At 37.7% G+C, this 21,780-nt stretch carries 21 protein-coding genes and 1 tRNA gene; 12 read left to right on the plus strand and 10 right to left on the minus strand.

The window, feature by feature from the left end; genetic code table 11:
* The first annotated feature begins 177 nt into the window (after nucleotides 1–177).
* Nucleotides 178–666, plus strand: a complete 489-nt coding sequence (locus FK004_RS06105; RefSeq protein ID WP_108736471.1) for a GNAT family N-acetyltransferase — start codon at nucleotides 178–180, stop codon at nucleotides 664–666.
* Nucleotides 667–671: 5 nt separating this feature from the next.
* Complete coding sequence (locus tag FK004_RS06110) at nucleotides 672–1,157, plus strand: MarR family winged helix-turn-helix transcriptional regulator (protein WP_108736472.1); 486 nt, start codon at nucleotides 672–674, stop codon at nucleotides 1,155–1,157.
* 69 nt (nucleotides 1,158–1,226) lie between these two features.
* Here FK004_RS06110 and FK004_RS06115 read toward each other — a convergent pair whose 3' ends face one another.
* Nucleotides 1,227–2,612 carry an MFS transporter gene (locus FK004_RS06115; protein WP_108736473.1) on the minus strand — a complete coding sequence of 462 codons (1,386 nt, stop codon included), beginning with the start codon at nucleotides 2,610–2,612 and terminating at the stop codon, nucleotides 1,227–1,229.
* Between the two features lie 133 nt (nucleotides 2,613–2,745).
* Between FK004_RS06115 and FK004_RS06120 the strand changes: the two genes are divergently transcribed.
* On the plus strand, nucleotides 2,746–3,231 hold the full coding sequence (locus FK004_RS06120; protein WP_108736474.1) for an Lrp/AsnC family transcriptional regulator: 486 nt from the start codon (nucleotides 2,746–2,748) through the stop codon (nucleotides 3,229–3,231).
* A 65-nt stretch (nucleotides 3,232–3,296) separates the two neighbouring features.
* Nucleotides 3,297–4,160: an AMP nucleosidase gene (locus FK004_RS06125; RefSeq protein WP_193844355.1), complete on the plus strand. Its 864-nt coding sequence runs from the start codon at nucleotides 3,297–3,299 to the stop codon at nucleotides 4,158–4,160.
* Nucleotides 4,161–4,226: 66 nt separating this feature from the next.
* On the opposite strand, the gene FK004_RS06130 is transcribed toward FK004_RS06125, so the two are convergent.
* Nucleotides 4,227–5,102, minus strand: a complete 876-nt coding sequence (locus FK004_RS06130) for an ATP-grasp domain-containing protein (protein ID WP_108736475.1) — start codon at nucleotides 5,100–5,102, stop codon at nucleotides 4,227–4,229.
* A gap of 248 nt (nucleotides 5,103–5,350) precedes the next feature.
* Nucleotides 5,351–5,430 (minus strand) — tRNA-Leu (locus FK004_RS06135).
* Nucleotides 5,431–5,582: 152 nt separating this feature from the next.
* Here FK004_RS06135 and FK004_RS06140 point away from each other — a divergent pair.
* The 4 genes from FK004_RS06140 to FK004_RS06155 all read left to right on the plus strand — a co-directional run bounded on the left by FK004_RS06140 (nucleotide 5,583) and on the right by FK004_RS06155 (nucleotide 8,481).
* The gene (locus tag FK004_RS06140; RefSeq protein WP_108736476.1) at nucleotides 5,583–6,524 is read left to right on the plus strand and encodes a ribose-phosphate pyrophosphokinase; all 942 of its coding nucleotides are present in this window, start codon (nucleotides 5,583–5,585) and stop codon (nucleotides 6,522–6,524) included.
* Nucleotides 6,525–6,554: 30 nt separating this feature from the next.
* Nucleotides 6,555–7,166, plus strand: a complete 612-nt coding sequence (locus FK004_RS06145; RefSeq protein WP_108736477.1) for a 50S ribosomal protein L25/general stress protein Ctc — start codon at nucleotides 6,555–6,557, stop codon at nucleotides 7,164–7,166.
* 194 nt (nucleotides 7,167–7,360) lie between these two features.
* Nucleotides 7,361–7,927, plus strand: a complete 567-nt coding sequence (pth, locus tag FK004_RS06150; RefSeq protein WP_108736478.1) for an aminoacyl-tRNA hydrolase — start codon at nucleotides 7,361–7,363, stop codon at nucleotides 7,925–7,927.
* Nucleotides 7,928–7,950: 23 nt separating this feature from the next.
* Nucleotides 7,951–8,481, plus strand: a complete 531-nt coding sequence (locus tag FK004_RS06155; protein ID WP_108736479.1) for a hypothetical protein — start codon at nucleotides 7,951–7,953, stop codon at nucleotides 8,479–8,481.
* Between the two features lie 78 nt (nucleotides 8,482–8,559).
* On the opposite strand, the gene FK004_RS06160 is transcribed toward FK004_RS06155, so the two are convergent.
* Both FK004_RS06160 and FK004_RS06165 read right to left on the minus strand, forming a co-directional pair.
* A complete protein-coding gene (locus tag FK004_RS06160; RefSeq protein WP_108736480.1) occupies nucleotides 8,560–10,797 on the minus strand; it encodes a zinc-dependent metalloprotease in 2,238 nt (745 codons plus the stop codon).
* Nucleotides 10,798–11,064: 267 nt separating this feature from the next.
* On the minus strand, nucleotides 11,065–14,340 hold the full coding sequence (locus FK004_RS06165) for a zinc-dependent metalloprotease (protein ID WP_108736481.1): 3,276 nt from the start codon (nucleotides 14,338–14,340) through the stop codon (nucleotides 11,065–11,067).
* 150 nt (nucleotides 14,341–14,490) lie between these two features.
* Between FK004_RS06165 and FK004_RS06170 the strand changes: the two genes are divergently transcribed.
* From FK004_RS06170 to FK004_RS06180, 3 genes are all read left to right on the plus strand, one after another.
* Nucleotides 14,491–15,420 carry a bifunctional riboflavin kinase/FAD synthetase gene (locus tag FK004_RS06170; protein WP_108738768.1) on the plus strand — a complete coding sequence of 310 codons (930 nt, stop codon included), beginning with the start codon at nucleotides 14,491–14,493 and terminating at the stop codon, nucleotides 15,418–15,420.
* A 2-nt stretch (nucleotides 15,421–15,422) separates the two neighbouring features.
* Nucleotides 15,423–16,748: an HTTM domain-containing protein gene (locus FK004_RS06175; protein WP_108736482.1), complete on the plus strand. Its 1,326-nt coding sequence runs from the start codon at nucleotides 15,423–15,425 to the stop codon at nucleotides 16,746–16,748.
* 218 nt (nucleotides 16,749–16,966) lie between these two features.
* On the plus strand, nucleotides 16,967–17,413 hold the full coding sequence (locus FK004_RS06180) for a hypothetical protein (RefSeq protein ID WP_108736483.1): 447 nt from the start codon (nucleotides 16,967–16,969) through the stop codon (nucleotides 17,411–17,413).
* Between the two features lie 58 nt (nucleotides 17,414–17,471).
* Here the strand turns inward: FK004_RS06180 and FK004_RS06185 are convergent, their stop codons facing one another.
* The 4 genes from FK004_RS06185 to FK004_RS06200 form a co-directional block, all read right to left on the minus strand.
* Nucleotides 17,472–17,912, minus strand: coding sequence for a LexA family protein (locus tag FK004_RS06185; RefSeq protein WP_108736484.1), 441 nt, complete (start codon nucleotides 17,910–17,912; stop codon nucleotides 17,472–17,474).
* A complete protein-coding gene (locus tag FK004_RS06190) occupies nucleotides 17,903–18,880 on the minus strand; it encodes a DinB/UmuC family translesion DNA polymerase (protein ID WP_227871706.1) in 978 nt (325 codons plus the stop codon). The genes FK004_RS06185 and FK004_RS06190 overlap by 10 nt, the downstream gene beginning before the upstream one ends.
* Before the next feature lie 134 nt (nucleotides 18,881–19,014).
* Nucleotides 19,015–20,034 (minus strand): tyrosine-type recombinase/integrase, encoded by a 1,020-nt coding sequence (locus tag FK004_RS06195; protein ID WP_227871680.1) that lies wholly within the window; start codon nucleotides 20,032–20,034, stop codon nucleotides 19,015–19,017.
* Complete coding sequence (locus FK004_RS06200; protein ID WP_157956044.1) at nucleotides 20,018–20,815, minus strand: tyrosine-type recombinase/integrase; 798 nt, start codon at nucleotides 20,813–20,815, stop codon at nucleotides 20,018–20,020. Before FK004_RS06200 ends, FK004_RS06195 begins: the two co-directional genes overlap by 17 nt.
* A gap of 35 nt (nucleotides 20,816–20,850) precedes the next feature.
* Here FK004_RS06200 and FK004_RS06205 point away from each other — a divergent pair, with 35 nt between their 5' ends.
* A complete protein-coding gene (locus FK004_RS06205; protein WP_108736488.1) occupies nucleotides 20,851–20,991 on the plus strand; it encodes a transposase in 141 nt (46 codons plus the stop codon).
* Between the two features lie 195 nt (nucleotides 20,992–21,186).
* Here FK004_RS06205 and FK004_RS06210 read toward each other — a convergent pair whose 3' ends face one another.
* Nucleotides 21,187–21,780 carry a hypothetical protein gene (locus FK004_RS06210; RefSeq protein ID WP_108736489.1) on the minus strand — a complete coding sequence of 198 codons (594 nt, stop codon included), beginning with the start codon at nucleotides 21,778–21,780 and terminating at the stop codon, nucleotides 21,187–21,189.

A 21,780-nucleotide genomic window follows, 5' to 3' on the forward strand; every position in this document is an offset into this window, starting at 1 on the left:
TTAAAAAAGCAAAGGTATAGAATTGTATGATTAGAATCGGTAAAAATTGATCAGCAACATTGGGTGTTCCTATTTTAAAGAAACATTCACGGGTGTTAATTTTTTGTAAAATAACGAAATGAAATACTAATATATGTATTCAACTACGTAGTTTTGTGTTATTATAAATTATCAACTATGGAAGCACTAATAGCGCCTATTAAAAATGAGTATGCAGCAGCGATTATAGATATCATATTGCCCATACAGCAAAGAGAATTTAATGTTTCAATAACCCTGCAGGATCAACCAGATTTGTTGGATATTGAAAAATATTATCACGCCAGCGGTGGTGGATTTTGGGGTGCTCATATTGACGGAGCACTGGTAGGTACGATAGGACTGATTCGTTATTCGGAAGATTCGGGAGCCATCAGAAAGATGTTTGTGAAAAAAGAATTCAGGGGAAAGGCATTCGGAATTGCACAGCAGTTGCTGGAAGGATTGGTTGCCTACAGTAAAGAAAACGGGATAAATCATTTATATTTGGGAACCGTAACCAAACTTGAAGCTGCTTTGCGATTTTATGAGAAAAATGGTTTTGTGCCTATTGCTAAAGCAGATCTTCCGAAGTCTTTTCCGCTAATGAGTGCTGATAATGTTTTTCGCCATTTACCACTAAAATAATACTTATGAATACTATTGATGCCTCAGGAATACTCGCTATTTCCACCCGGTTACAGCGACTTAGCGAACAATTGCGTAAAGACGGCCTACAAATTTATAAGTTATATGATATCGATTTTGAACCGAAGTGGTTTCCTGTAGTGTATGCGCTTTATCATAAAAAACAACTGGGTATAGTAGAGCTTGCTGCAGAAATAGGATATTCCCACCCGTCAACGATTAGCCTGCTTAAAGAATTGGAAAAGCAAAAATTGATCCGTTCTAAAAAAGATAAAAATGACGAACGTAAACGGCTTGTTGCGCTCACGGCAAATGGAGAAGCTTTAGTAGGGCGAATGGAGCCGGTATGGCAACACATCAAAAACCTCCTGACTGAAGTTACAGAGACGGAAAATAATCTTCTGAAAGCAGTTAATGAAGTCGAAGAAAATTTAAGGCGACAGACTTTTTTACAACGTGCCTTACGCGATTTGGATATTCCGGATCAGTAAAAAGACTAAACTCAAAAACCCTAAACTCAACCATTGCTTTTAGGGTTTTGAGTTTTATAAAGTCGATTCCTATTTGGTACTATATAGCACTGGGGTCGTTGCTTTTTTATTCTGGTAACGCAGCAGCCATAATAGTCCCGTGATGGCATAGCCTCCCAATAGGATAACGGTGCCGTAACTAACCACTACAGTAGTAGATGTGCTTTGGATGCATAAGGCTAAAAGCGAAAGGCCGATGCCTGCCCCTAAAAAATAAGAAGTACTGCCCAGGCTCGATGCTAATCCATAATGTGCAGCCGGAATATCCTGTATGGAAAGTACAGAAAGGCTTGTAAAGCAAATTGTCATTCCTAATCCTGTTATTAAGGCAGCCGATAAGAGTAATAACCAAATGGGATAACCTGTAAGGAGGGCTAAAAATAACATCCCCGTTCCGGTAACCATGAGTGTCATCCCAAGTATGCCTACTTTGTATGGTGATAAAGAGCGCATAATTGAAGGGAGTATGAATTTAGCAACAAATGCAGAAAGTAAACTGAAAGGTACCAGGAGCAGTCCCGATGTAGCAGCGCTAAAATTCAGGTCTTTTTGAAATAATAAAGAAATTAGGAAAAGATAGCCGGTAAATAAAGCCCCCAGTAAAAATAGGGCCCCGTTAGCAGCTACTACAGCCTGTGAGCGGAAAATAGTAATAGCTATTAAGGGATTAGTATGAGTAGTAAGTCGTGAGTATAATAACGAAAAACAAACCACAGTCGCTATACAAAGTGCTGATAATAGGCCATAGCTTTCCCGAATGCTACCGATCTGATGTACGCTATAGCTTATTAATAACAGGCCAGTAAGCAGTAACAGTCCCGAGAGGATATCGGGTGATTTCTGGCGGACGCTATCCGGATCTTTGGATAGGAAATATACTGCAGCGATGATCACTACTATTAAAATAGGGACATTCATCAAAAAAACCCAGTGCCAGCCCCAATAGGTACTTATAATACCGCCTAACGATAATCCGCTGCCTGATCCTATAGCGGCAAAGGAACTGAAAATCCCTATCGCTTTGGCACGTTCCTGTTTTTCGGTAAATGTGTGTGTGACGATAGAAAGTGCTGATGGCATAATTAAGGCGGCGCCCAAGCCTTGCAAAGCCCTGAAAAAAGCAAGTATGGCAAAGTTGTTGGAAAGCCCGGCGCCTAACGATGTTAGCAGAAATAAAAGGGCGCCTGCTATAAAAATGGATTTTCGTCCTATACTATCCGATAGTTTTCCTCCGATAATTAAAAAACCACCATATAATAAAACATAGAGTGTTTGCAGCCATTGTACTTCGGCACTGCTAATTCCGAACTGCTGTTGAATGGAAGGTATGGTAAGGTTGATAATGGCGATATCAAGGGATTCTACAAATATTGCCATAGAGGCAATAATGAGAATAATGTTCTTTTTAGAATGCATGAGTAAGTTGTTTTGTGCTGCCAAAATTAAATATACAGGATTAAATAAAAAAATAATGCTGTAAATTCAGAACGAAGTTTTATATTTGCATAATTTTAAAGAACATAAGTGATATTAAACCCCAAACACTCCTATGAAAACAGAACATCCCATTAAGAATGCCGTTACATTAGATGACAAGGATTATGAGATCATGCGTTTGCTTGAAGAAAATGCGAAACTTACCGTCAGGGACATTGCTATTAAGATTAATCTGAGTGCTACGCCAACCCATGAACGGATCAAGAGGTTGGAGAAAAGTGGAGTAATTAAAAATTATGCAGCAATACTGGATAAAAAAAAGGTCAACAAAGGCATTATGGCGATTTGTATGATTACACTGAAAGAGCATAACAAGAAAGCGGGTACTGAATTTATCAATTCGGTTACGGCTTTTAAGGAAGTTCTGGAATGTTATAATATCTCAGGAGATTTTGATTTTATGCTCAAGATTGTATCGGAAAGCATGGACAGCTACCACCATTTTTTTGTAAATGAATTATGTGAGGTCAAAGGAATAGGGCAGACGAAAAGTATTTTTGTAATGGATATTATTAAAGAGACTCATCAGATGTTATAGTGGTGTTTCGGAGTAGTGATTTCCGTTGAAAGAAATAAGGATAGTAAAGATAAAATGATACAGATATGAATGAAGAAAAAGAGGTAAAAAAGGATGAAGCAATCCTTTCAAAAGCAAAAACGGTTAAAGAAGTAGAAACACCGATAAAGCCCGGATTGAAAACCAAAGAGGATATTGTAAAGAATTGGTTGCCCCGGTATACCGGTCGGCCATTGGAGGAATTTGGGCAGTATATATTGCTTACGAATTTTAGTAAATACCTTCATATGTTCTCGGAATGGCATGATAACGCTCCGGTAATGGGGCTTGACAAGCCGATGCAAAGTGTGACGGCCAATGGGATTACGATTATCAATTTTGGTATGGGGAGTCCATTAGCGGCGACCATGATGGATCTCCTGAGTGCAATTATGCCTAAAGCCGTACTTTTTTTAGGAAAATGCGGAGGGCTGCAAAAGAAAAATCAATTAGGGGATCTTATTCTTCCTATCGCCGCCATTCGTGGTGAAGGGACTTCAAATGATTATCTTCCGGCTGAGGTTCCTGCATTACCTGCGTTTGCTTTGCAAAAAGCAATTTCAACAACAATCAGGGAGCATTCCAGGGATTATTGGACAGGGACTTGCTATACGACAAACCGCAGGGTATGGGAGCATGATAAAGAATTTAAAAAATACCTGAAAACATTACGTGCTATGGCGGTAGATATGGAAACAGCAACCATTTTTACAACCGGATTTGCCAACAAAATCCCTACAGGTGCACTGTTGCTGGTTTCAGATCAGCCGATGATTCCGGAAGGTGTCAAAACAGCTGAGAGTGATAGTAAGGTAACGAATGAATATGTAGAAACACATTTAAGAATCGGTATCGATTCGCTGAAACAACTGATCAATCAGGGATTGACAGTGAAACACCTCCTTTTTTAGATTTTGTAATTGTTAAGATAAATAGGATGCCCGCTTCAAAAGAATCTGTTTTGAAGCGGGTATTTTTTATTGGATAAGTTCTGCCAGGGCTTGGTAGTAATGTTCGTAATTTTCGGGATGGGTGTTTAAAAATAAAAAGGGTTCGATGAGTTCCAGTTCCATTAAAATAAAGGTATTGTCAACTAATACACCGTCAACGCGTGCATATAAGCAATTCGGGGCAAACTGATCGATATAGCGTTGTGTGTCTTTCAGTAGTTTTGAAGATGGAGTCTGAGGGTGGATTGTTCCGCCGAAGGCAGGTTGTACCCTGAAGTCATTTTGTTTTGCTTTTTTGATGAGAGCATGGCTGAATTTGCCATTAAAAAAGACAAATGACCATTCTCCTTCTTTTTCAATTTCAGGTAAAAAAGGCTGTATGATAAAGTCTTCCAGGGTAAGCAATGTTTTTATTTTTGAATTTAATTCGGTTGCATTTTTAGGCGTGACTTTATAAGTGTTTTTAGATCCACCACTAATGCAGGGTTTTATGATAAACGCATTAGCATTGAACAGCTTAAAATAATAGTGCAGCAGTACTGCTGTGCCTTTGGGTATAAAATGACTTTCTGTTATGGGTAATCCGGCTGATTGAATATCCTGAAGGTAATGTTTGTCGGCATTCCATTTTAGTACTGCAGAAGGATTTAAGAGGCGGATGTTATTAGATTCCAGCATTTCAAGCCACTGATAGAAATCATGGATGTAATCAAAATAATCCCAGGGCGATTTTAAAAGTGCCAGGTCATATTTTTTCCAATCTGCTGCAGGATCGTTCCAGATCACTTTTTCAATAGTCAGTCCTTTTTTAATCAGGAAATTCAATAGGCGGTTGTCTTCTTCTTCCACGGTGGTAGAACTGTATGCGCCTTTGTCGTTATAGGTAATATAGGCAATAGTCATAGTTGCTTTTTAATAATGCTGTAAAGATTAAAACTACACTAAAAAAGATTGTTTATGTTAGGAAGTTCTAATCTACAACTGTATTCTGTAAATAGTTTAGCTGCGCTTCCCATTTTTCGGATTGGTTTCTGATCAAGCCCGTGAAAATAATGGGGATCGTAAATTCGGCTAATGAGTGATAATCAGTAAGATGGCTGGTTTTTCGACTAATAAAAAAAACCCTTTTTACATACTGTAAAAGGGTTTAGTACCTGAAGTGGGAATCGAACCCACACACCTAAGTACACGAGTTTGAGTCGTGCGCGTCTACCAATTCCGCCATTCAGGCAATCTGTTGTTTAATTCTGGTGCAAATGTAAAAAAAATATTTTCATTTTCAAGAAATAAGTGAATTATTTCCTTTCAGAGTCCGATATTATTTATAAATTTGCACCTCGTTAAATCGACACAACACTAACTAACTACTTAACAACGAATTAAATGCCACACCTAGAACCAGAAGCAAAAATATTTGCTTGTTCACAAAGTGTACACCTGGCGGAACAAATAGCAAAAGACTATGGGATTCCGTTAGGACGCGTGACCTTTTCAAAATATAGCGATGGTGAATTTCAGCCATCTTATGAAGAATCCATCAGAGGATTGCGTGTATTTATTGTTTGTTCTACTTTTCCAAGTACTGATAACCTGATGGAATTATTGCTGATGATTGATGCTGCAAAGCGTGCGTCTGCAAGACATATTACAGCGGTTATTCCTTATTTTGGATGGGCAAGACAAGATCGCAAGGATAAACCGAGAGTTCCGATTGGAGCAAAATTAGTAGCAAAACTAATTGAAACCGCAGGAGCAACCCGAATCATGACTATGGATTTGCATGCAGACCAGATTCAGGGATTCTTTGAAAAGCCTGTAGATCATTTGTTTGCTTCAACGATCTTTCTGCCTTATGTAAAAAGCCTGAAGCTGGATAATCTTACAATTGCATCCCCGGATATGGGAGGTTCTAAAAGAGCGTATGCGTATTCTAAATTTTTAGAATCCGATGTAGTAATTTGCTACAAACAAAGAAAAGCAGCCAACATCATTGAGTCAATGGAGTTGATCGGAGAAGTAAGAGGCCGTAATGTAATTTTGGTTGATGACATGATCGACACCGGAGGAACATTGGCAAAAGCAGCGGATCTGATGATTGAAAAAGGAGCATTGAGTGTAAGAGCAATCTGTACACATGCAATATTATCAGGAGAAGCTTATGAAAAGATAGAAAACTCAAAATTGAGTGAGCTTATCGTAACCGATTCTATTCCGTTAAAGAAAGAATCATTTAAGATTAGAGTCGTGAGTTGTGCACCTCTTTTCGCAGAAGTTATGCACATGGTGCACCACAACAATTCCATCAGTGGAAAATTTTTAATGTAATTTTATTATTATTAACTATATTTATTTACAATGAAATCAATTACGATTAAAGGATCAGAAAGAGAAAGCGTGGGCAAATCGGCAACGAAAGCGGTACGTAATGCTGGATTGGTTCCTTGCGTGTTATACGGAGGAGATCAGCCAGTACACTTTACAGCACCAGAAGCAGCTTTCAAGGGCTTAGTTTACACTCCAAACGTGCACACCGTGGCAATCGAATTGGAAAATGGTAAAGCTTTTAACGCTATTCTTCAGGATATCCAGGTTCACCCGGTATCTGACAAAATTTTACACATCGATTTCTATCAACTTCATGATGATAAAGAAATCACTATGGAAGTTCCGGTTAAAGTTGTTGGAACATCTAAAGGTGTATTAGCAGGTGGTGTTTTACGTTTAAATACACGTAAATTAAAAGTTAGAGCATTACCAAAAAACCTTCCGGATTTTGTTGAAGCTGATATTACGCCACTTGAAATGGGTAACAAATTATATGTTACTAAAATTCCAGTTGATAACTTCAAGTTGTTAAATCCAGACAACACTGTTGTAGCACAGGTGAGAATTTCACGTGCAGCTATGAAAGCAGCTCAGGAAGCAGCGAAAGCAGCAAAAGCTCCTGCAAAAGGAAAGAAAAAATAATTTTATTTCCAATAGTATTGAAAAGCACCAGCCCAACGCTGGTGCTTTTTTTATGGGGTAATTTGTAATTTTAGAACGTTAATTTTTACGCATTGGCATTCGGCTGTGGCTAAAACAAAAAAAGCCTTATTTTTGCGCTATGGCAAACTGGTTTTTAAAATTAATAGGACAAAAAGAATCATCAGAAAGTAGTAATGAAAAAATATTTAATAGTTGGATTAGGGAATATCGGGGCTGAATATGTAAATACCCGGCATAATATCGGATTTAAAATACTAGATCACTTTGCCAACAAGGAATCCCTGAGTTTTAGTACGGTAAAATTGGGTGCATTGGCAGAATTCAAATTCAAAGGCCGGGCATTCCTGCTCCTAAAGCCCAATACCTACATGAACCTTTCCGGTAAAGCGGTGCAATACTGGATGCAGAAGGAGAATATTCCTTTGGAAAATGTTTTAGTCGTTACAGATGACCTAAACATAGCTTTTGGTACAATCCGGATCAAAGGAAAAGGAAGTGATGGAGGGCATAATGGATTGAAAAATATTAATCTGGTGCTTAATACCCAGGAATACGCACGCTTCCGCTTCGGAATAAGCGATGAATTTAAAAAAGGAAAGCAAATTGATTATGTGCTTGGGGAATGGAACGAAGAGGAAAAAATAAAGCTTCCGGACCGTCTGGATGTGGCTTCCGAAATCATAAAATCGTTCGGAACAGCCGGACTTAACAATACAATGAATATATTTAATGGTAAATAAAAATTAATTTAAAACCCCAAATCATGAAATACCTACTACTATTAGCCATTTCAATAGGGCTGACATCGTGTGAGACTTCAAAAAAAATATCAGATTCAAAAGAAACGAATGTTTCGTTATTGAGCGATTGTCCCGATGATGGGAACTGCACGGTGAGTCTGGTGCGAAATAAGAGCCTAAAGATAAATTATGATACGTATGGGGATAGGATTAATGATTATGAATTGGTAGACGATGCGGCAAAGAGTGTGGTGCTTTTTGAATACGTCCGTACGATAAAAGATACTACGCTGCAGGATGCAGGATACCGGGAAGAAATTATTGTGGAAGTTGATAATGAAAAGACGGAAATGAATTGGAGCGATAATGAGCTTAAAAATGCAAATGTTTTATATGGCCGGTTTTGTTACTGCAAAGGTTATGCAGGATATTTTAAAATGGACAAAGGGGATTTATCGGTAATGAAGAAAAATGAAAAAATCTCGGTAGATCTAAAATTTAAAATGGATCGGATACCACAAGTGATATCAGAATTAAAAGCGACGATGAAATAGTAGATGTAGTATTTCTTCGAATAAATAAAAAACCCGGTTGCGAGAGCAACCGGGTTTTTTATAAGGTATTTGGAATACTTATTCTACTACGATTTTTCTAACGACTTTTTTATCGCCATCATTAACTGTAAGTAAATAGATTCCGGATTGTGCATTGTTCAACTGTAGTTTTTCAGAGAATAATCCTGAGTTGTTGTAGGATTTGTTGAAAATCTGCCTTCCACGAATATCGTGTACTTCAAGTGTAATTGCTTTAGAGGAATTAGAGTTGAATTGTACAGTGAAATTACCACGGTTAGGGTTTGGATATAGGTTGAAATCTGCTAAGCTAAAATCTTCATTTCCTAAAGAGCTAGTGTTGAATTTTCTAGAGATAGCATAATAAATATTGCCTACTGCTTCTACCATTATTCTACAAGAAGTAGAAGCTACTCCGGCAGGGATTGTGATAGTTTCACTTCCATCGTTTGGTGTACTTTCTATTAGTGTGGTAAACGTAGAGCCTTCGTTATTGGAATAGGATATTTTTACGTTTTCTGTATTAATCCCGTTAGCCGTTGTTCCGGCTACAGCCCAAGTTACTGTTTGACTGGTGCCTGCGGCCCATGTTATGTTTTCTGTTGGAGATGTAACAGTAAACGGTCCTGCAGTCCCATTAAATGTTACCGTCATATTTTTGCGGGCAGTTTGTCCTCCAGTTGGTGTGCCATTATCTCTAACAGTAAGAGCAAAATTCATTGTTCTGGCTACATTTGGAATTATTTCCCAGGAAGCAGCAGCAGCAAGAGTTCCAATCAGCACTCTTGAGAAATTAGGCATATATCGGTTTGGAGATGTACTTGGAGTTACAGACCTGAAATTTGGAACTGATATAGTTGTTGATGCGGCTGCGGCATTCAGTGCTGATGCTCCGGGGTTGGTTTGTTCCCAGCAATAAGTTAATGTATCGCCATCAGCATCCGCGCCATTTCCTTTTAGTATAAAGGCGGTTCCCTTTGGAATCGTATAGCTGGCAAGATCATCTATGGTTGGAGGCGTATTGCCATTTGGTGTATTGATCTGACAAGTTGTAGAGGTCACATTGGCAAACATTTGAGCCAAACTTACTGCGTGGAAATAAGAATCAGAATTACCCTGAACATTAGCAGTACAAATACCAGCATAGGCCATGATGGTGCTTCCGCTTCCAGGCTCTACGGCTTGCGCTGCAGATCTGTTTCCGCTACAGCTTCCGCCAGTTCCATTAAAGGTATGGGAAGCTCCAAACTGGTGTCCCATTTCATGGGCAACATAATCAACATCGTAAGCATCACCTACGGGTTGTGGAGAACCTGTAATTCCTTTCGCTTTGTTGGCTGTACAAGGAACATTTAATTGTGCTAATCCACCACCACCTGTACTTACAGTATGGCCGATATCATAATTGGCGACTCCAATGCCAGAATTGATTACAGTCTGGCTTTGGTTAATAAGTGTATTGGGGTCATTGTTATTAAATGAATCAGAAGTAATAAAAATAATAGCATCATTGTTGGCTACCAATTTCATTGTTAAAGACATGTCCTTTTCGTAAATTCCATTTACCCGTGTCATGGTTATGTTCATTGCGGCTAAAACTGCTGCTTTTTTCTGGGCCAGGGTTCCCGATCCTAGTCCAGCTGCGTTAACATGGTAGGCAGCATATTCAATTGTACATGCCATGGCGAGGCGATAAGTTCTGAAAAAACTATCGTTAGCAAAAGTTTCAAGAGTGCTTCTTTCGCCCGTCTCGTTAATTTCCACTGGTTCATCAGTTACAAGGCATTGAAGTGTTTTTTCAGTTGTTAAGTCTTTTTTGTTGTAGACGATGTAGTTATTAAGGTCTTTGGTAAATGGATCTATAAAGCTGGTTCCGTTTTTTGAAGATAGCGTCATAGTGTGTAAACCGAATAGTGTGGTGCTAAACCGCATAGTAGCTGTAGGGTCTTCAATCGAAATACCGACATAAGATTGAATTTGAGGATAGCGTACTGCTAAAGCAGGATCCATTACTGAGGCTTCAAAAATTCGGTAGTGCTCAAATTCGCCTTGTGCATTTGGAAATTCTAAAACAAGGCTTGATACTGCGGTATTGCTTCTGGAAGGAGCATTTGCAAGTAGGCCTTTTAGTGCTTCAAAGTTTAATGAGTAAAGGTGGTACTTTAAAGGTGTGCTGGCACGGTCTACTTTTTCATTATTTGAAAGTCTTTCTTCAGGAATAGAATTCCATAAAGATTGCCCATAGCCGTGGGTAAAAAAGAAAATGGCTATGACAGCAATGAGTAATGTTTTTTTCATAATATAGTTTATAGTTTTGTTGCTCCAAATATATATAACATTGCTGAATATCAGGAATTAGCAACTGTTAATTTTTTATTTTTTTGTTTAAAAAAATATTTTTCACTCGTGTTATGTTATTTTTGACAGATTTAATGTAGAAATATAGCTGAATTTATGTTTTTATATTTTTTGTGGTCATATAGTAGTTTCAAGGTATGGCGAAACCCTTTTATATCAAAAAAGCTGTCCAAAGGACAGCTTTTAAAATAGAATATATGAAGTAAATTATTTGATAATAATTCGTTTTACTTCTTTTCGCTCTCCATCACTTATGTTTAATAAATAGACACCAGCCTGAACGGTATTAAGCTGAATGTTTTCATTAAAAGTAGCCTGATTAGCATATGTTTTTTCAAAAATATTACGTCCTCTCATATCGTAAACTGAAATTTTAATATCATTTACAGAAGAGATATTGGTAAACTGTACATTGAAATTACCATTGTTCGGATTTGGATATACCGCTAGGTTAGCAAACGCATCCTGTTTTACACTTAAGGCATCCGCAGTGCAAAATTCAAGGCTCCAGCTGTTCAGGATTCCGCCATCACTAGCATATCCATCTCTGATACGCAATGTCCAGGCTCCTTGAGCATCTTGTCCATTTAATATTGATAGTGCTTGTTGCGGCAGAACATTTCCTGAGATCGCTGGTAGGTTACCACAAACAAGGGCTGTACCCTGATCCGTGAATGTAGCATTAATATTATCGTTGCTTCCACATGGTTCTGTAAATAAAGGAATCGCAATTCCAGTAGGGCTGATCAAAGTAGCCGTTAAATCACTGACGTAAGTGTGTGTGATGTTCATGGTTACTTTTACATCAGAAATAGAATAAGATGTTGGAATATTGATTACCGAATTGATGGTTGGTGTACCTGAAGCAGAAATTGTAATTGGCGTAGTGTTTGACGCTACAGTACCACAGGTTAGTACTCCGGTAGTAAAGCTAAAAGTCTCACTAACCGTTCCACTGCAGGAACTGTTTTTTGGAAGTACTTTCCAAAAATATTGGGTAGATTCCTGTAGTGCTGAAACTGTAAGGTTGGTTGCTGCTATTATTTGAGAAGTGATTATATTGGTAAAAGCATCATCCGTTGCGAATACAACTTCATAGAGTGAAGCGTTTGCATTCGCTGACCAGGATAAGTTTACAGTTGTATTCTGGGCTGTTGCAGCATTCGCTGGCGCGGTCAAAACCATAGTCCCAAAATCCGAATTTAATAATTCAAAATAGAAAGGTACTGTCTTGCTCACAGCTCCTGAAGTTGCGGTAACAACAAGAGGATAAAATCCAGGAACAGTATTGTTGCTTATGGTCATAGTAACATCACCGCTTGCTGACATAGTTGCAGGGGAGAACGTAACTGTGGTGCCGGCAGGATTTCCAGTTGCACTGAATGTAGTAGTTCCGTTAAATCCGGCTAATGCATTATATTTTATGATATAGCTGATAGGACTGCCACTACATGCTGAACGATTCTGATCGCCAGAAGTACCTGAGAAGGCTACTGCAAAAGTAGAAGGGGCCGCTGTAATAGTAAAATTAGCATTGGAAAGATCATAGAAAATATGATTGTACCCTTTAATCATGATTCTGTTTTGTGTCCCGGGTGTATTTGGAACTGTAACTATTTCCGAGCCATCATTAGGTACTTTGCTGGCTAATACTACAGGATAGGTATTTCCCCCATCAGTAGATAACAGGATATCTACATAAGCAGCATTTATGCCGTTAGCAGTAGTTCCGGCAACATCCCAGGTTACGGTTTGGTTGGATCCTCCAGCAAGTGAAACGCTTGCGTTAGGAAAAGTCACTAAAAAGGGGCCTGCCGCAGCATTTACTGTAACGACCATTGCATCCGTATTTGTTTGGCCACCACCTTCGATATTATCACGACAGGTTAAGGTAAAGTTTAAAGTTCGTGAAACAGAACTCAAAGCTTCAGTATTGATATCAAGTCCCTGTGTTGTTGACTGATTGGCTAAAACCCTTGCTAAAGGCGGGAAGTATCGGGTTGGTGAGCTTACAGGATCATAGGATCTCCAGTTTGGTCCTCCGGTTTTTGTGGCCGAAGCCGCACTTCCTGATCCTGTTTGGTTTTGGGCTACTGGAGAGTCATTTTGCTCCCAGCAATAGGTAATAGGATCATTGTTAGGGTCAGAGGCAACACCGGTAAGCATAAAAGGAGTGCTTTTAGGTATGGTATAGTCAGCACCAGCATTTACAATTGGAGCTATGTTCGTTAAAGGCGTTCGGACTGGGCAGGTTTTTCCAGCCATATTATCCTGTATCTGTTTAATAGTAGCATACGTGAAGTAGTCATCGGAATGTGACTGTACATCATAAGGTGTAATGCCCGCGTAGCCCATAATGGTAGAACCACTTCCGACTTCAACATTAACCCCTGTGCCTTCAACAGCATAAGAATACGTGTGGTTACCTCCAAATTGGTGGCCCATTTCATGTGTTACATAGTCAATATCAAAATTATCACCAGCAGGAACACCGTCAGCAGGAGAGGTTATTCCGCTTCCTTTTTGGCCATTGACACATACACAGCCGATACAGCCAGCATTTCCACCACCACCACTACGGCCAAACATATGACCGATATCATAATTGGCTTCGCCAATAACATTGGTAAGGGTGCTTTGCAATTCGCCGTTCCAATTGTTCATATTGTTGCTGTAAGGATCGGTACTGCCATTGTAATAAATGACACTTGTCGTATTGGCAATGAGGTTCATGTGAATGGAAAGGTCTTTTTCAAAAACACCATTAACACGGGTCATTGTAGCATTAAATGCTGCCACTACCAATGCAGCGTTTGCCGCACTTGTCGCTCCAAAATAGTTAGCGTATTGTCCGTTGCAGGATAATGCAAGCCTAAAAGTTAGTAATTCACCAGTATTGGATAAAGTGCTGGTTGGTGCTTTTTCAGCAAGTCCTTTCATTAAGGCCTGATCAGGTGTAGAACAGGTAAAAGGAAGATTCCCTTTGTTTCGGGAAGAGTTGAAAACGGCATATGTTTGTCCATCTGTAGAATAAGGTTCAATGAACTCATTCTGTCTGTCCGTTCTGAAGATCATCGCCTGAATGCCATTTGGATCGGCACTCAATCGGATTTGTGCGAATTTATCATCAATGCCTATTCCTGAATAAGAACGAATTTCAGGATATTGTGCTTGTAATTCTGATGTGAAGTTGGAATTTTCAATGATTCTAAAATTTTCCATTCCTCCATTTGCATTGGGTACTGAAATAATAATTCCAGCGTTGGATTTTCCCTGGGCATTGCCTTTGCTAAGCGCTTGTCTGAATGAGGTTAAGTTGAGTTGGAAAAGTTTAAATTCAGTTGGAAAAGAAGCCCTTTCGGTGTTTTTGGAAACGGTAATTCCCTCTTTTTTAGCTGTTGAAAGCCATAGTTTGTCTGTTTGCGAGTAGCTCAAAGAAAAAGCCAGAACAGCTACTATGGTTAGTAGTAATGTTTTTTTCATTTTTTTAGAGTTGAGAAATTGAGATTTATATTGGGTAAGCGCAAATGTAACGATAACATAACAACGAATTTGTTAATACTAATAAATAAATAAATAGTATTTATTATTTAGAGTATATCTCTAAATTTGCACCCAGATAAACTTACGATTTTGAAAATTTTTCATTGCATACAGGATTTCAAGTCTGAGACCAGGACAATAGTTACTCTCGGGACATTTGATGGCGTACATATAGGACATAAAAAAATAATTGAAAGACTGATAAAGGCCAAGCAGGAAAGTGACTGCGAAAGCCTGGTGCTGACCTTTTTTCCACATCCCAGAATGGTGCTACAGGAAAATTCGGAAATCAAACTCCTTAATACAATAGCGGAAAGAACCGCATTGTTATCGGGTACCGGATTGGATAATCTGATCATCCATCCTTTTGATCAGGAATTTTCCCGGCTTACCGCTGAAGAATTTGTACGGGATATATTGGTTGCAAAATTTAATATCAGCAAGATAATTATTGGCTACGACCATCGTTTTGGAAGAAACAGGACAGCAACAATCGATGACCTTATCGCTTTTGGCCAAATCTATAATTTTGAAGTCGAACAAATTTCTGCACAGGAAATCGACGAAGTTTCCGTTAGTTCCACCAAGATCAGGACAGCATTGCTGGAAGGCAATATAGCTTTGGCAAATTCCTATTTAGGGTACGAATATACTTTAAGTGGGATTGTCGTAAAAGGAAAACAAATAGGGCGCACCATTAATTTTCATACGGCAAATATCCATATCGCTGAAGACTATAAGCTGATTCCTCTTAATGGGGTCTATATTGTAAAAAGCGAGATCGATGGAGCAACCGTTTATGGTATGATGAATATCGGTTTTAACCCTACCGTTAATGGAACGAAACAAACGATTGAAGCTCATTTCTTCGATTTCAATGCCGACATTTATGGTAAGGAAATTCAGGTAGCCATCTTATCCCGTATCCGGGCAGAAGAAAAGTTCGATTCCCTGGTACGCCTTCAGGAGGAACTTGAAAACGATAAGAAGATAGCACTCGACTATATTAAACATTTATAAGAATGAAAAACCGGCTTTTCCAGTCTATTGATAATGCACCTTTAATTGTCTTCAGGATTTTTTTAGGGCTTTTATTGGCTTTGGAAAGTTTTGGTTCCATCCTGACCGGTTGGGTAAAAAATGTCTACGTTGCCCCAAAATTCTTCTTCCAGCATATTGGATTTGAATGGCTGCAACCATTGCCGGGTAATGGCATGTATTACTATTATGCAATCATGGGGATTTTAGGACTGTGTATTATGGCAGGCTATCGCTACCGGTGGACACTTTCACTATTTACCCTTTTGTGGACTGGCGTATACCTGATGCAGAAAACATCTTATAATAATCACTATTACTTATTGATTTTAGTATGCCTGATGATGATTTTTCTGCCGGCAAACCGTTATGCATCTTTAGACGTACGGAGAAATCCTAAAATCAGGAGCCTGACAATGCCACGATGGTGTTCCGTAGTGATGATTGCGATGGTGGGGATACTTTATTTTTATGCGACTGTTTCAAAATTATATCCGGATTGGCTTGATGGTACCTTTACCAAAAACCTATTGCAGGGTAAAACAGACATCCCCTTTTTTAAAACGCTATTCAATACGAAAGCTTTTTATCTTTTTATCGCCTATGCCGGAATTGCTTTTGACCTACTTATCATTCCAATGCTGTTGTGGCGTAAAACAAGGAATTTTGCATTAATAGCATCACTGATTTTTCATCTCTTTAATGCCGTTACACTTCAAATTGGTATTTTTCCGTTTTTTGCTTTAAGTTTTGCTTTATTCTTTTATCCACCCGATACCATTCGTAAAATATTCCTCCGTAAAAAACCTGTGGCAGAAACCGGAACTCCGGATTATCAGTACAAAGCAATAGTGTATTATTTTTTTATTCCTTTCCTGTTTTTGCAGTTAGTGTTACCCTTACGGCATTATGCTATAAAAGGCGATGTGCTTTGGACAGAAGAAGGACACCGGTTGAGTTGGCGCATGATGTTGCGTTCGCGTCGGGGGTATTGCTTTTTTAGAGTAGTAGATAAAGAAACTCAGGAGCCGACTATTTATAATTTACAGCGTAATTTACTGCCGAAGCAGATCGGTTTTGTCTCCGATAAACCGGATGGTATCTGGCAGATGGCGCAGCATATAAAAAAGGAATACCAGAAGAGGGGAATTGATGTAGCGGTATATGCCGATTCTAAAATTTCGATTAACGGAAGTCCTTATAAAACATTTATCGATCCTGAGGTAGATCTGGCTACTGCAAAATGGGATTGCTTTTTTCACAATGACTGGATTCTATTGTATGACAAGCATGGGAATCGGTTGCCTTAAATTCTTTCTATCGGATTGTATTTCATTTAAATACTAAATAAAGTTTGTCTTTTTCTTTTTATTTGGGCTGTTTTTCCTACAAGACATTTTATTAAATTTTTATTAAAAAAGTAATTATACGATTTCATATTGTCTCGTTTACAGATAATATTTTGTACTTTTAATAAACGCCATATCAAAATAGCCAAATTGAAACACCAACTTTAAAATTATTTATTATGAAACTTTCCAGAGTAATAACAAACGGAGTACTTATCTTTTTAGGAATCGGGATTTATTTTTTATTAATGGAATTATTGGGATTGTCCAATCAGCCATTTTTAAGGATACTTAATATTGTATTCGTTGTTTTTGGAGTAAACAGAACCATAAAACAAAATGCTAAAGAAGGAGTCAGAGGCTATAACACTAATTTTCTGTCGGCTATACTTACCTCTATGATTGGTGCAGTACTGAGTATTGCAGCATTATTGATTTACATTAATTTTAGTGGCGGAGAAGCACACCTGGAAAAATTATCACAGGGCTTTATGTTTGGAGGAGGGAAACCATCAATACCACAATATTGTTTTGGGTTGTTATTGGAATCGGCGGCAGCCTCACTCATTGTCTCTTTTACACTGATGCAATATTGGAAAGATAAAATTGAAGTGATTAACAAATAAGCATTTGCCATAATTACGCTTACAAAAGGGACTGCCGTATTCAATACTGCAGTCCCTTTTATATTTTTTTGATGACATAGGTGACGATACCCCAAATGATAACCTGATTGTCTTCGGTTACTTTTATGGGTGTATAGGAATCGTTTTCCGGCATCAGGTACAGGCAGTCTTTTTCCAAGCGAAGCCTTTTTACTGTAAACTCACCATCAATAAAGCAAATGGCTATTTTATTATCCCGTGGCTCCAGGCTTCGGTCGACGACCAATACATCTTTATCATTGATACCCGCATTGATCATTGAATTCCCATTAACCCGTATGTAAAATGTAGCCAGGGGATTATCAGTAAGTTCTTTGTTCAGGTCAATTGTAGACTCCATGAAATCCTGAGCGGGAGAAGGAAATCCTGCCGAAATAGCATCTGCAGCAAAGGGCAGCCCCGCATCACTATCCAGATCAGGGCGGAAAAAAGTAAAGCTCTTTTTTGGCGTTAAAGACATTTGATTTCAAGTATTTGATCAAATTTAGTAGTATACCGTGAGGACAGGTGATCTTGCTTCATGTCCCACGTCTTTTTATTTTGGGTACCTAATTTTACAATCCGTTCTCCATTCTTACGGTTCAGGTAATCCATCGTTTTCATCAGCGCCAGGTATTTAGGATTTTCTTCTTCAAAAAGATTGAATTGTTTTTCATTCTCCGGAACCAGCCCGGTTACAATGACACCTGCTTTTTTGAATTTTTTGACTTCACTGTTATCCAGCAGATCCTTAAGCAACTGTACCGCAACCGTACTTATTGTAAGATCTGAATTGGTAGAATATGCCAGGGTGTGGGATTTCGAATAATAATGTTTCCGGTCTTCAATACGATGTTTGTCGGCCACCAGCATCACGATTATGGTGTGGCAGCAATCGCCTTGTTTCCGAAGCTTTTCGGCACTCACGCAGGCGAAGGTGGAAACCCTTTCGCGAATAAGGTCATAATCGGTTAGCTGTTTCGGGAAGCTACGGGTGGTCATGATTGTTTTTTTGTCATCCGTAATATTATCTTCCAGTTCCAATACCGGCTTACCCTCTAATTCTGATTTCAGGCGCAGGCCAATGACCCCCATTTCCCTCTTGATCCAGCTCTCCATATGAGGTGCAATAAAATCCAGTGCCGTATGGACATTCTTGGCTTTTAATTTCTTAGCCGACCGATAGCCGATTCCCCATACATCTTCAATTTTGGTCCATTTCAATGCTTTGATCCGTTTTTCATCGGTGTCAATAAGATAGACTCCATCAGTTCGGTGTTGAAAACGCTTGGCAATTTTATTCGCTACTTTAGAAAGCGCTTTGGTAGGGGCAATACCAACACAGATGGGTAGTCCCAGCCATTTCATGACCCGGTTTTTCATTTGGAGGCCATAATCCTGATAGTCGGTGATTGTCATGCCATCAAAATTCATAAAAGCCTCGTCGATATTATAAAAAGCTTTTGATAATGTGGATTATCCAAAGCTATTTATAATCCAAAGTATTTTTAAAATTTATGATTAAATCTTGTAAATACTGGAGTTTTTGTAAACTTTACTTGTGATAAAAATATTTAATATTTTCACTCGCCTAGGCTTTTAAGAAAATCTTTTAATGATTTATTTTTTTCCCAAGATCGTTCGCTATTTTTTTCTGGAATTACATTTACATAAACGGATTCGAGAGCTTCTCGTTTTTGGTTGGAATCAGCACGGGCATATATTTCAGTAGTCTGTATGCTTTTGTGGCCGAGAAAGTCTCTAATATATACAAGATTAATACCAGATTGAAGTAGATGCATTGCTTTAGAGTGTCTTAATATATGAGGGCTTAAAATGTTTGGAATTATTTTACTATTAACATTTTTAGCTGCATTTGCATACTTTTTTAAAATATAAGTAATTCCTGGATTGGTCAGTTTTTCGCCTACGCGATTTAGAAATAATGGACCAAATTCCTTCTCTGGATTGTCTAGCCCATGATCTTCAATATATTGTTTTAATAAATTAACTTGCTCTTTTTGTAAAGGAACTATTCTCTGCTTTTTTCCTTTTCCTGTTAAGCGTATAGTATAAGGTATTTCATGTCGTATACACGAAGGGGTTAAATCTATTAATTCTTGGACTCTTGCACCACTATCGTACAGAAGAGCCAAAAGAGCTAAATCTCTTTTTGTGCTTTGTGTATTGGTGGGGATTTGTTCCAATAGTAGTTTTATTGCTTCTATTGATAAATAGGAAATGGTTTTAGTTAGTGGCTTCTTTAACTTGATTGAACGGATGCTCTGCCATTCTCCTATTCGAGTAGGTTCTACATATTGTAAGTATCTGCAAAAAGAACGGATTGCCGCATATCTTTGATTTCTAGTAGATAGGCTGTTATTGTATTCTTTTTCAAGCCATAATAGAAAATCTAAAATAATACCTTTGTCGATGTTTTTTAACTCGATGCGATCAGCATTAAGACCCTTTGTCTTTTTCATAAATAAAAGCAATAATGAAAAACTATCTCTATATGCTCTAATTGTATGTCTCGATGATCCACATTCTCCAATTAAATATTTAATGAAGAAATTTTCTAGATGTTTAGCAAAATCCGTCATAATTATCATCTGTTTTGGAAGGTTGACTTGGAAAAATGTAAGATGTTAATGCTTCCGCCTCAATTATATCAGGAAACATTTCATGTGTTAATTTGACATACGTTTCAGTTGATCTAATGCATTTATGTCCTAAAAAAGCAGATATTAATGGTAATGCGCAATATATATCCATTCCGTCTTTAACTAATTTTTCTAATGTATGTACGGCAGTTGTATGCCTAATATCGTGAATCCTAGGACGATTAAAGTACGCTTGTTTTGGAATTTTACCGAAGTACAAGATTTTATGAAACCAGGTTAAAATATTTCCATATGAGCATGGTTTTCCTAGTTGAGTTAAGAAAAAATGGCTAGATGGAGAACTAACATGAGTAAATGGTATTTTATTCCTATAATCCCTATATTGTTCTAGAACCGACAAAAGAGAATCATTTATGACAGCTAGCCTTTCTTTATCATTTTTTGATTTTCTAATGTGAATTATTTTATTTTCATAATCAACATCTTCGTTTTTGATAGATAGGGCTTCGCCAATTCTGATGCCAGTACTATACAGTAATCTGCACAGAGCTGGTAGAATAAACATGGGTGTTCGATCCATACCTTTTAGGATTCTTAGATTATCGCTAATGGAGAAAATTATCCTTACCTCTTCGTGAGTATATATATATGGAATGTAATCATTTTGCCACCCTGATTTTGGGGTTTTCGGTATATAACATTCAATACCTAAGCTGCACATATATTTGCATAAGTGAATTGGACATGCTAACTTAGCCAACACATAAAGTTAAGAAATAATCTTAATTTTAATCTATGAAACAAGTCCGCAAAATTTACGACAAGGCTTTTAAGGAAAAAGCCGTTGAATTGAGTTATGATAGAACAAATGTATCAGAACTTGCCAGAGAGTTAGGAATACAGCCCCGCAGCTGTATAAATGGCGTAAAGAAATGAGTTGCATGAATTTGGATAAGGAAGTTTTCTATTTGTACTTATTATTTTTACATTCTGTAAAGATCAGTAAAAACAGCAATGCAAAAAAAGTTAACTGCAGAGATGTATTTCTCATAATTAAGGGTAACAATTTTACATTGTTTATAAAATATTGTCGAGGAGTGATAATCTTCACACAAATAATATGACCAATTATTATTTTTCAAGATAATATTCTTGGAGTTCGCCCTGAAAATTCCGGGGAATAATTTTTCCGTCTTTTATTACCCAACTTTCATTATCAAAAACTCTCGATGTTTCGAAGAGGATTTCAAAATAATTTGTATTAGTTCCCCTAATTATATATGTTGGAGATTTGAGCCCATTTTTATCTACAATGTAAAACTCTTTAATCTTTAACTTTTTAAATTTAGATTTTTCCCATTGATCTTTAACTTCAACTTCTTCTCCGTTACGTGATATAATATGAATACTATAAGAGAAATATGCACCCGATTTACTTTTAACTTCAAAAGTCGAATTTTTTATAGTCCCTCTTTTTGACTCAAATACCAATATTCTATCTTTTTGAGGAGAACTATTTAAAATTAGGCTATCATCTATTATATGATAATTGCCACTAACTTGATATTGAGAAAAATTAAATTTTACATTATAAATAAATTTATTATTTTCTTTTAGTTCAATATCTTCTGAAAAATGTGATGCACGGTATATATATTTTCCAGTTAATTCAAATTGCACCGATGCAATGAAAAATATTGGTAATATAAAGTAAAGTATTTTCAT

The sequence above is a fragment of the Flavobacterium kingsejongi genome (genome assembly GCF_003076475.1).
In the GTDB taxonomy this organism is placed as follows: Bacteria; Bacteroidota; Bacteroidia; order Flavobacteriales; family Flavobacteriaceae; genus Flavobacterium; species Flavobacterium kingsejongi.

Bases quoted from the DNA above. Each gene is read 5' to 3' on its own strand.
- FK004_RS06105 (WP_108736471.1), top strand. From the start codon at position 178: ATGGAAGCACTAATAGCGCCTATTAAAAATGAGTATGCAGCAGCGATT.
- FK004_RS06110 (WP_108736472.1), top strand. From the start codon at position 672: ATGAATACTATTGATGCCTCAGGAATACTCGCTATTTCCACCCGGTTA.
- FK004_RS06115 (WP_108736473.1), bottom strand. From the start codon at position 2,612: ATGCATTCTAAAAAGAACATTATTCTCATTATTGCCTCTATGGCAATA.
- FK004_RS06120 (WP_108736474.1), top strand. From the start codon at position 2,746: ATGAAAACAGAACATCCCATTAAGAATGCCGTTACATTAGATGACAAG.
- FK004_RS06125 (WP_193844355.1), top strand. From the start codon at position 3,297: ATGAATGAAGAAAAAGAGGTAAAAAAGGATGAAGCAATCCTTTCAAAA.
- FK004_RS06130 (WP_108736475.1), bottom strand. From the start codon at position 5,102: ATGACTATTGCCTATATTACCTATAACGACAAAGGCGCATACAGTTCT.
- FK004_RS06140 (WP_108736476.1), top strand. From the start codon at position 5,583: ATGCCACACCTAGAACCAGAAGCAAAAATATTTGCTTGTTCACAAAGT.
- FK004_RS06145 (WP_108736477.1), top strand. From the start codon at position 6,555: ATGAAATCAATTACGATTAAAGGATCAGAAAGAGAAAGCGTGGGCAAA.
- pth (WP_108736478.1), top strand. From the start codon at position 7,361: ATGAAAAAATATTTAATAGTTGGATTAGGGAATATCGGGGCTGAATAT.
- FK004_RS06155 (WP_108736479.1), top strand. From the start codon at position 7,951: ATGAAATACCTACTACTATTAGCCATTTCAATAGGGCTGACATCGTGT.
- FK004_RS06160 (WP_108736480.1), bottom strand. From the start codon at position 10,797: ATGAAAAAAACATTACTCATTGCTGTCATAGCCATTTTCTTTTTTACC.
- FK004_RS06165 (WP_108736481.1), bottom strand. From the start codon at position 14,340: ATGAAAAAAACATTACTACTAACCATAGTAGCTGTTCTGGCTTTTTCT.
- FK004_RS06175 (WP_108736482.1), top strand. From the start codon at position 15,423: ATGAAAAACCGGCTTTTCCAGTCTATTGATAATGCACCTTTAATTGTC.
- FK004_RS06180 (WP_108736483.1), top strand. From the start codon at position 16,967: ATGAAACTTTCCAGAGTAATAACAAACGGAGTACTTATCTTTTTAGGA.
- FK004_RS06185 (WP_108736484.1), bottom strand. From the start codon at position 17,912: ATGTCTTTAACGCCAAAAAAGAGCTTTACTTTTTTCCGCCCTGATCTG.
- FK004_RS06195 (WP_227871680.1), bottom strand. From the start codon at position 20,034: ATGACGGATTTTGCTAAACATCTAGAAAATTTCTTCATTAAATATTTA.
- FK004_RS06205 (WP_108736488.1), top strand. From the start codon at position 20,851: ATGAAACAAGTCCGCAAAATTTACGACAAGGCTTTTAAGGAAAAAGCC.
- FK004_RS06210 (WP_108736489.1), bottom strand. From the start codon at position 21,780: ATGAAAATACTTTACTTTATATTACCAATATTTTTCATTGCATCGGTG.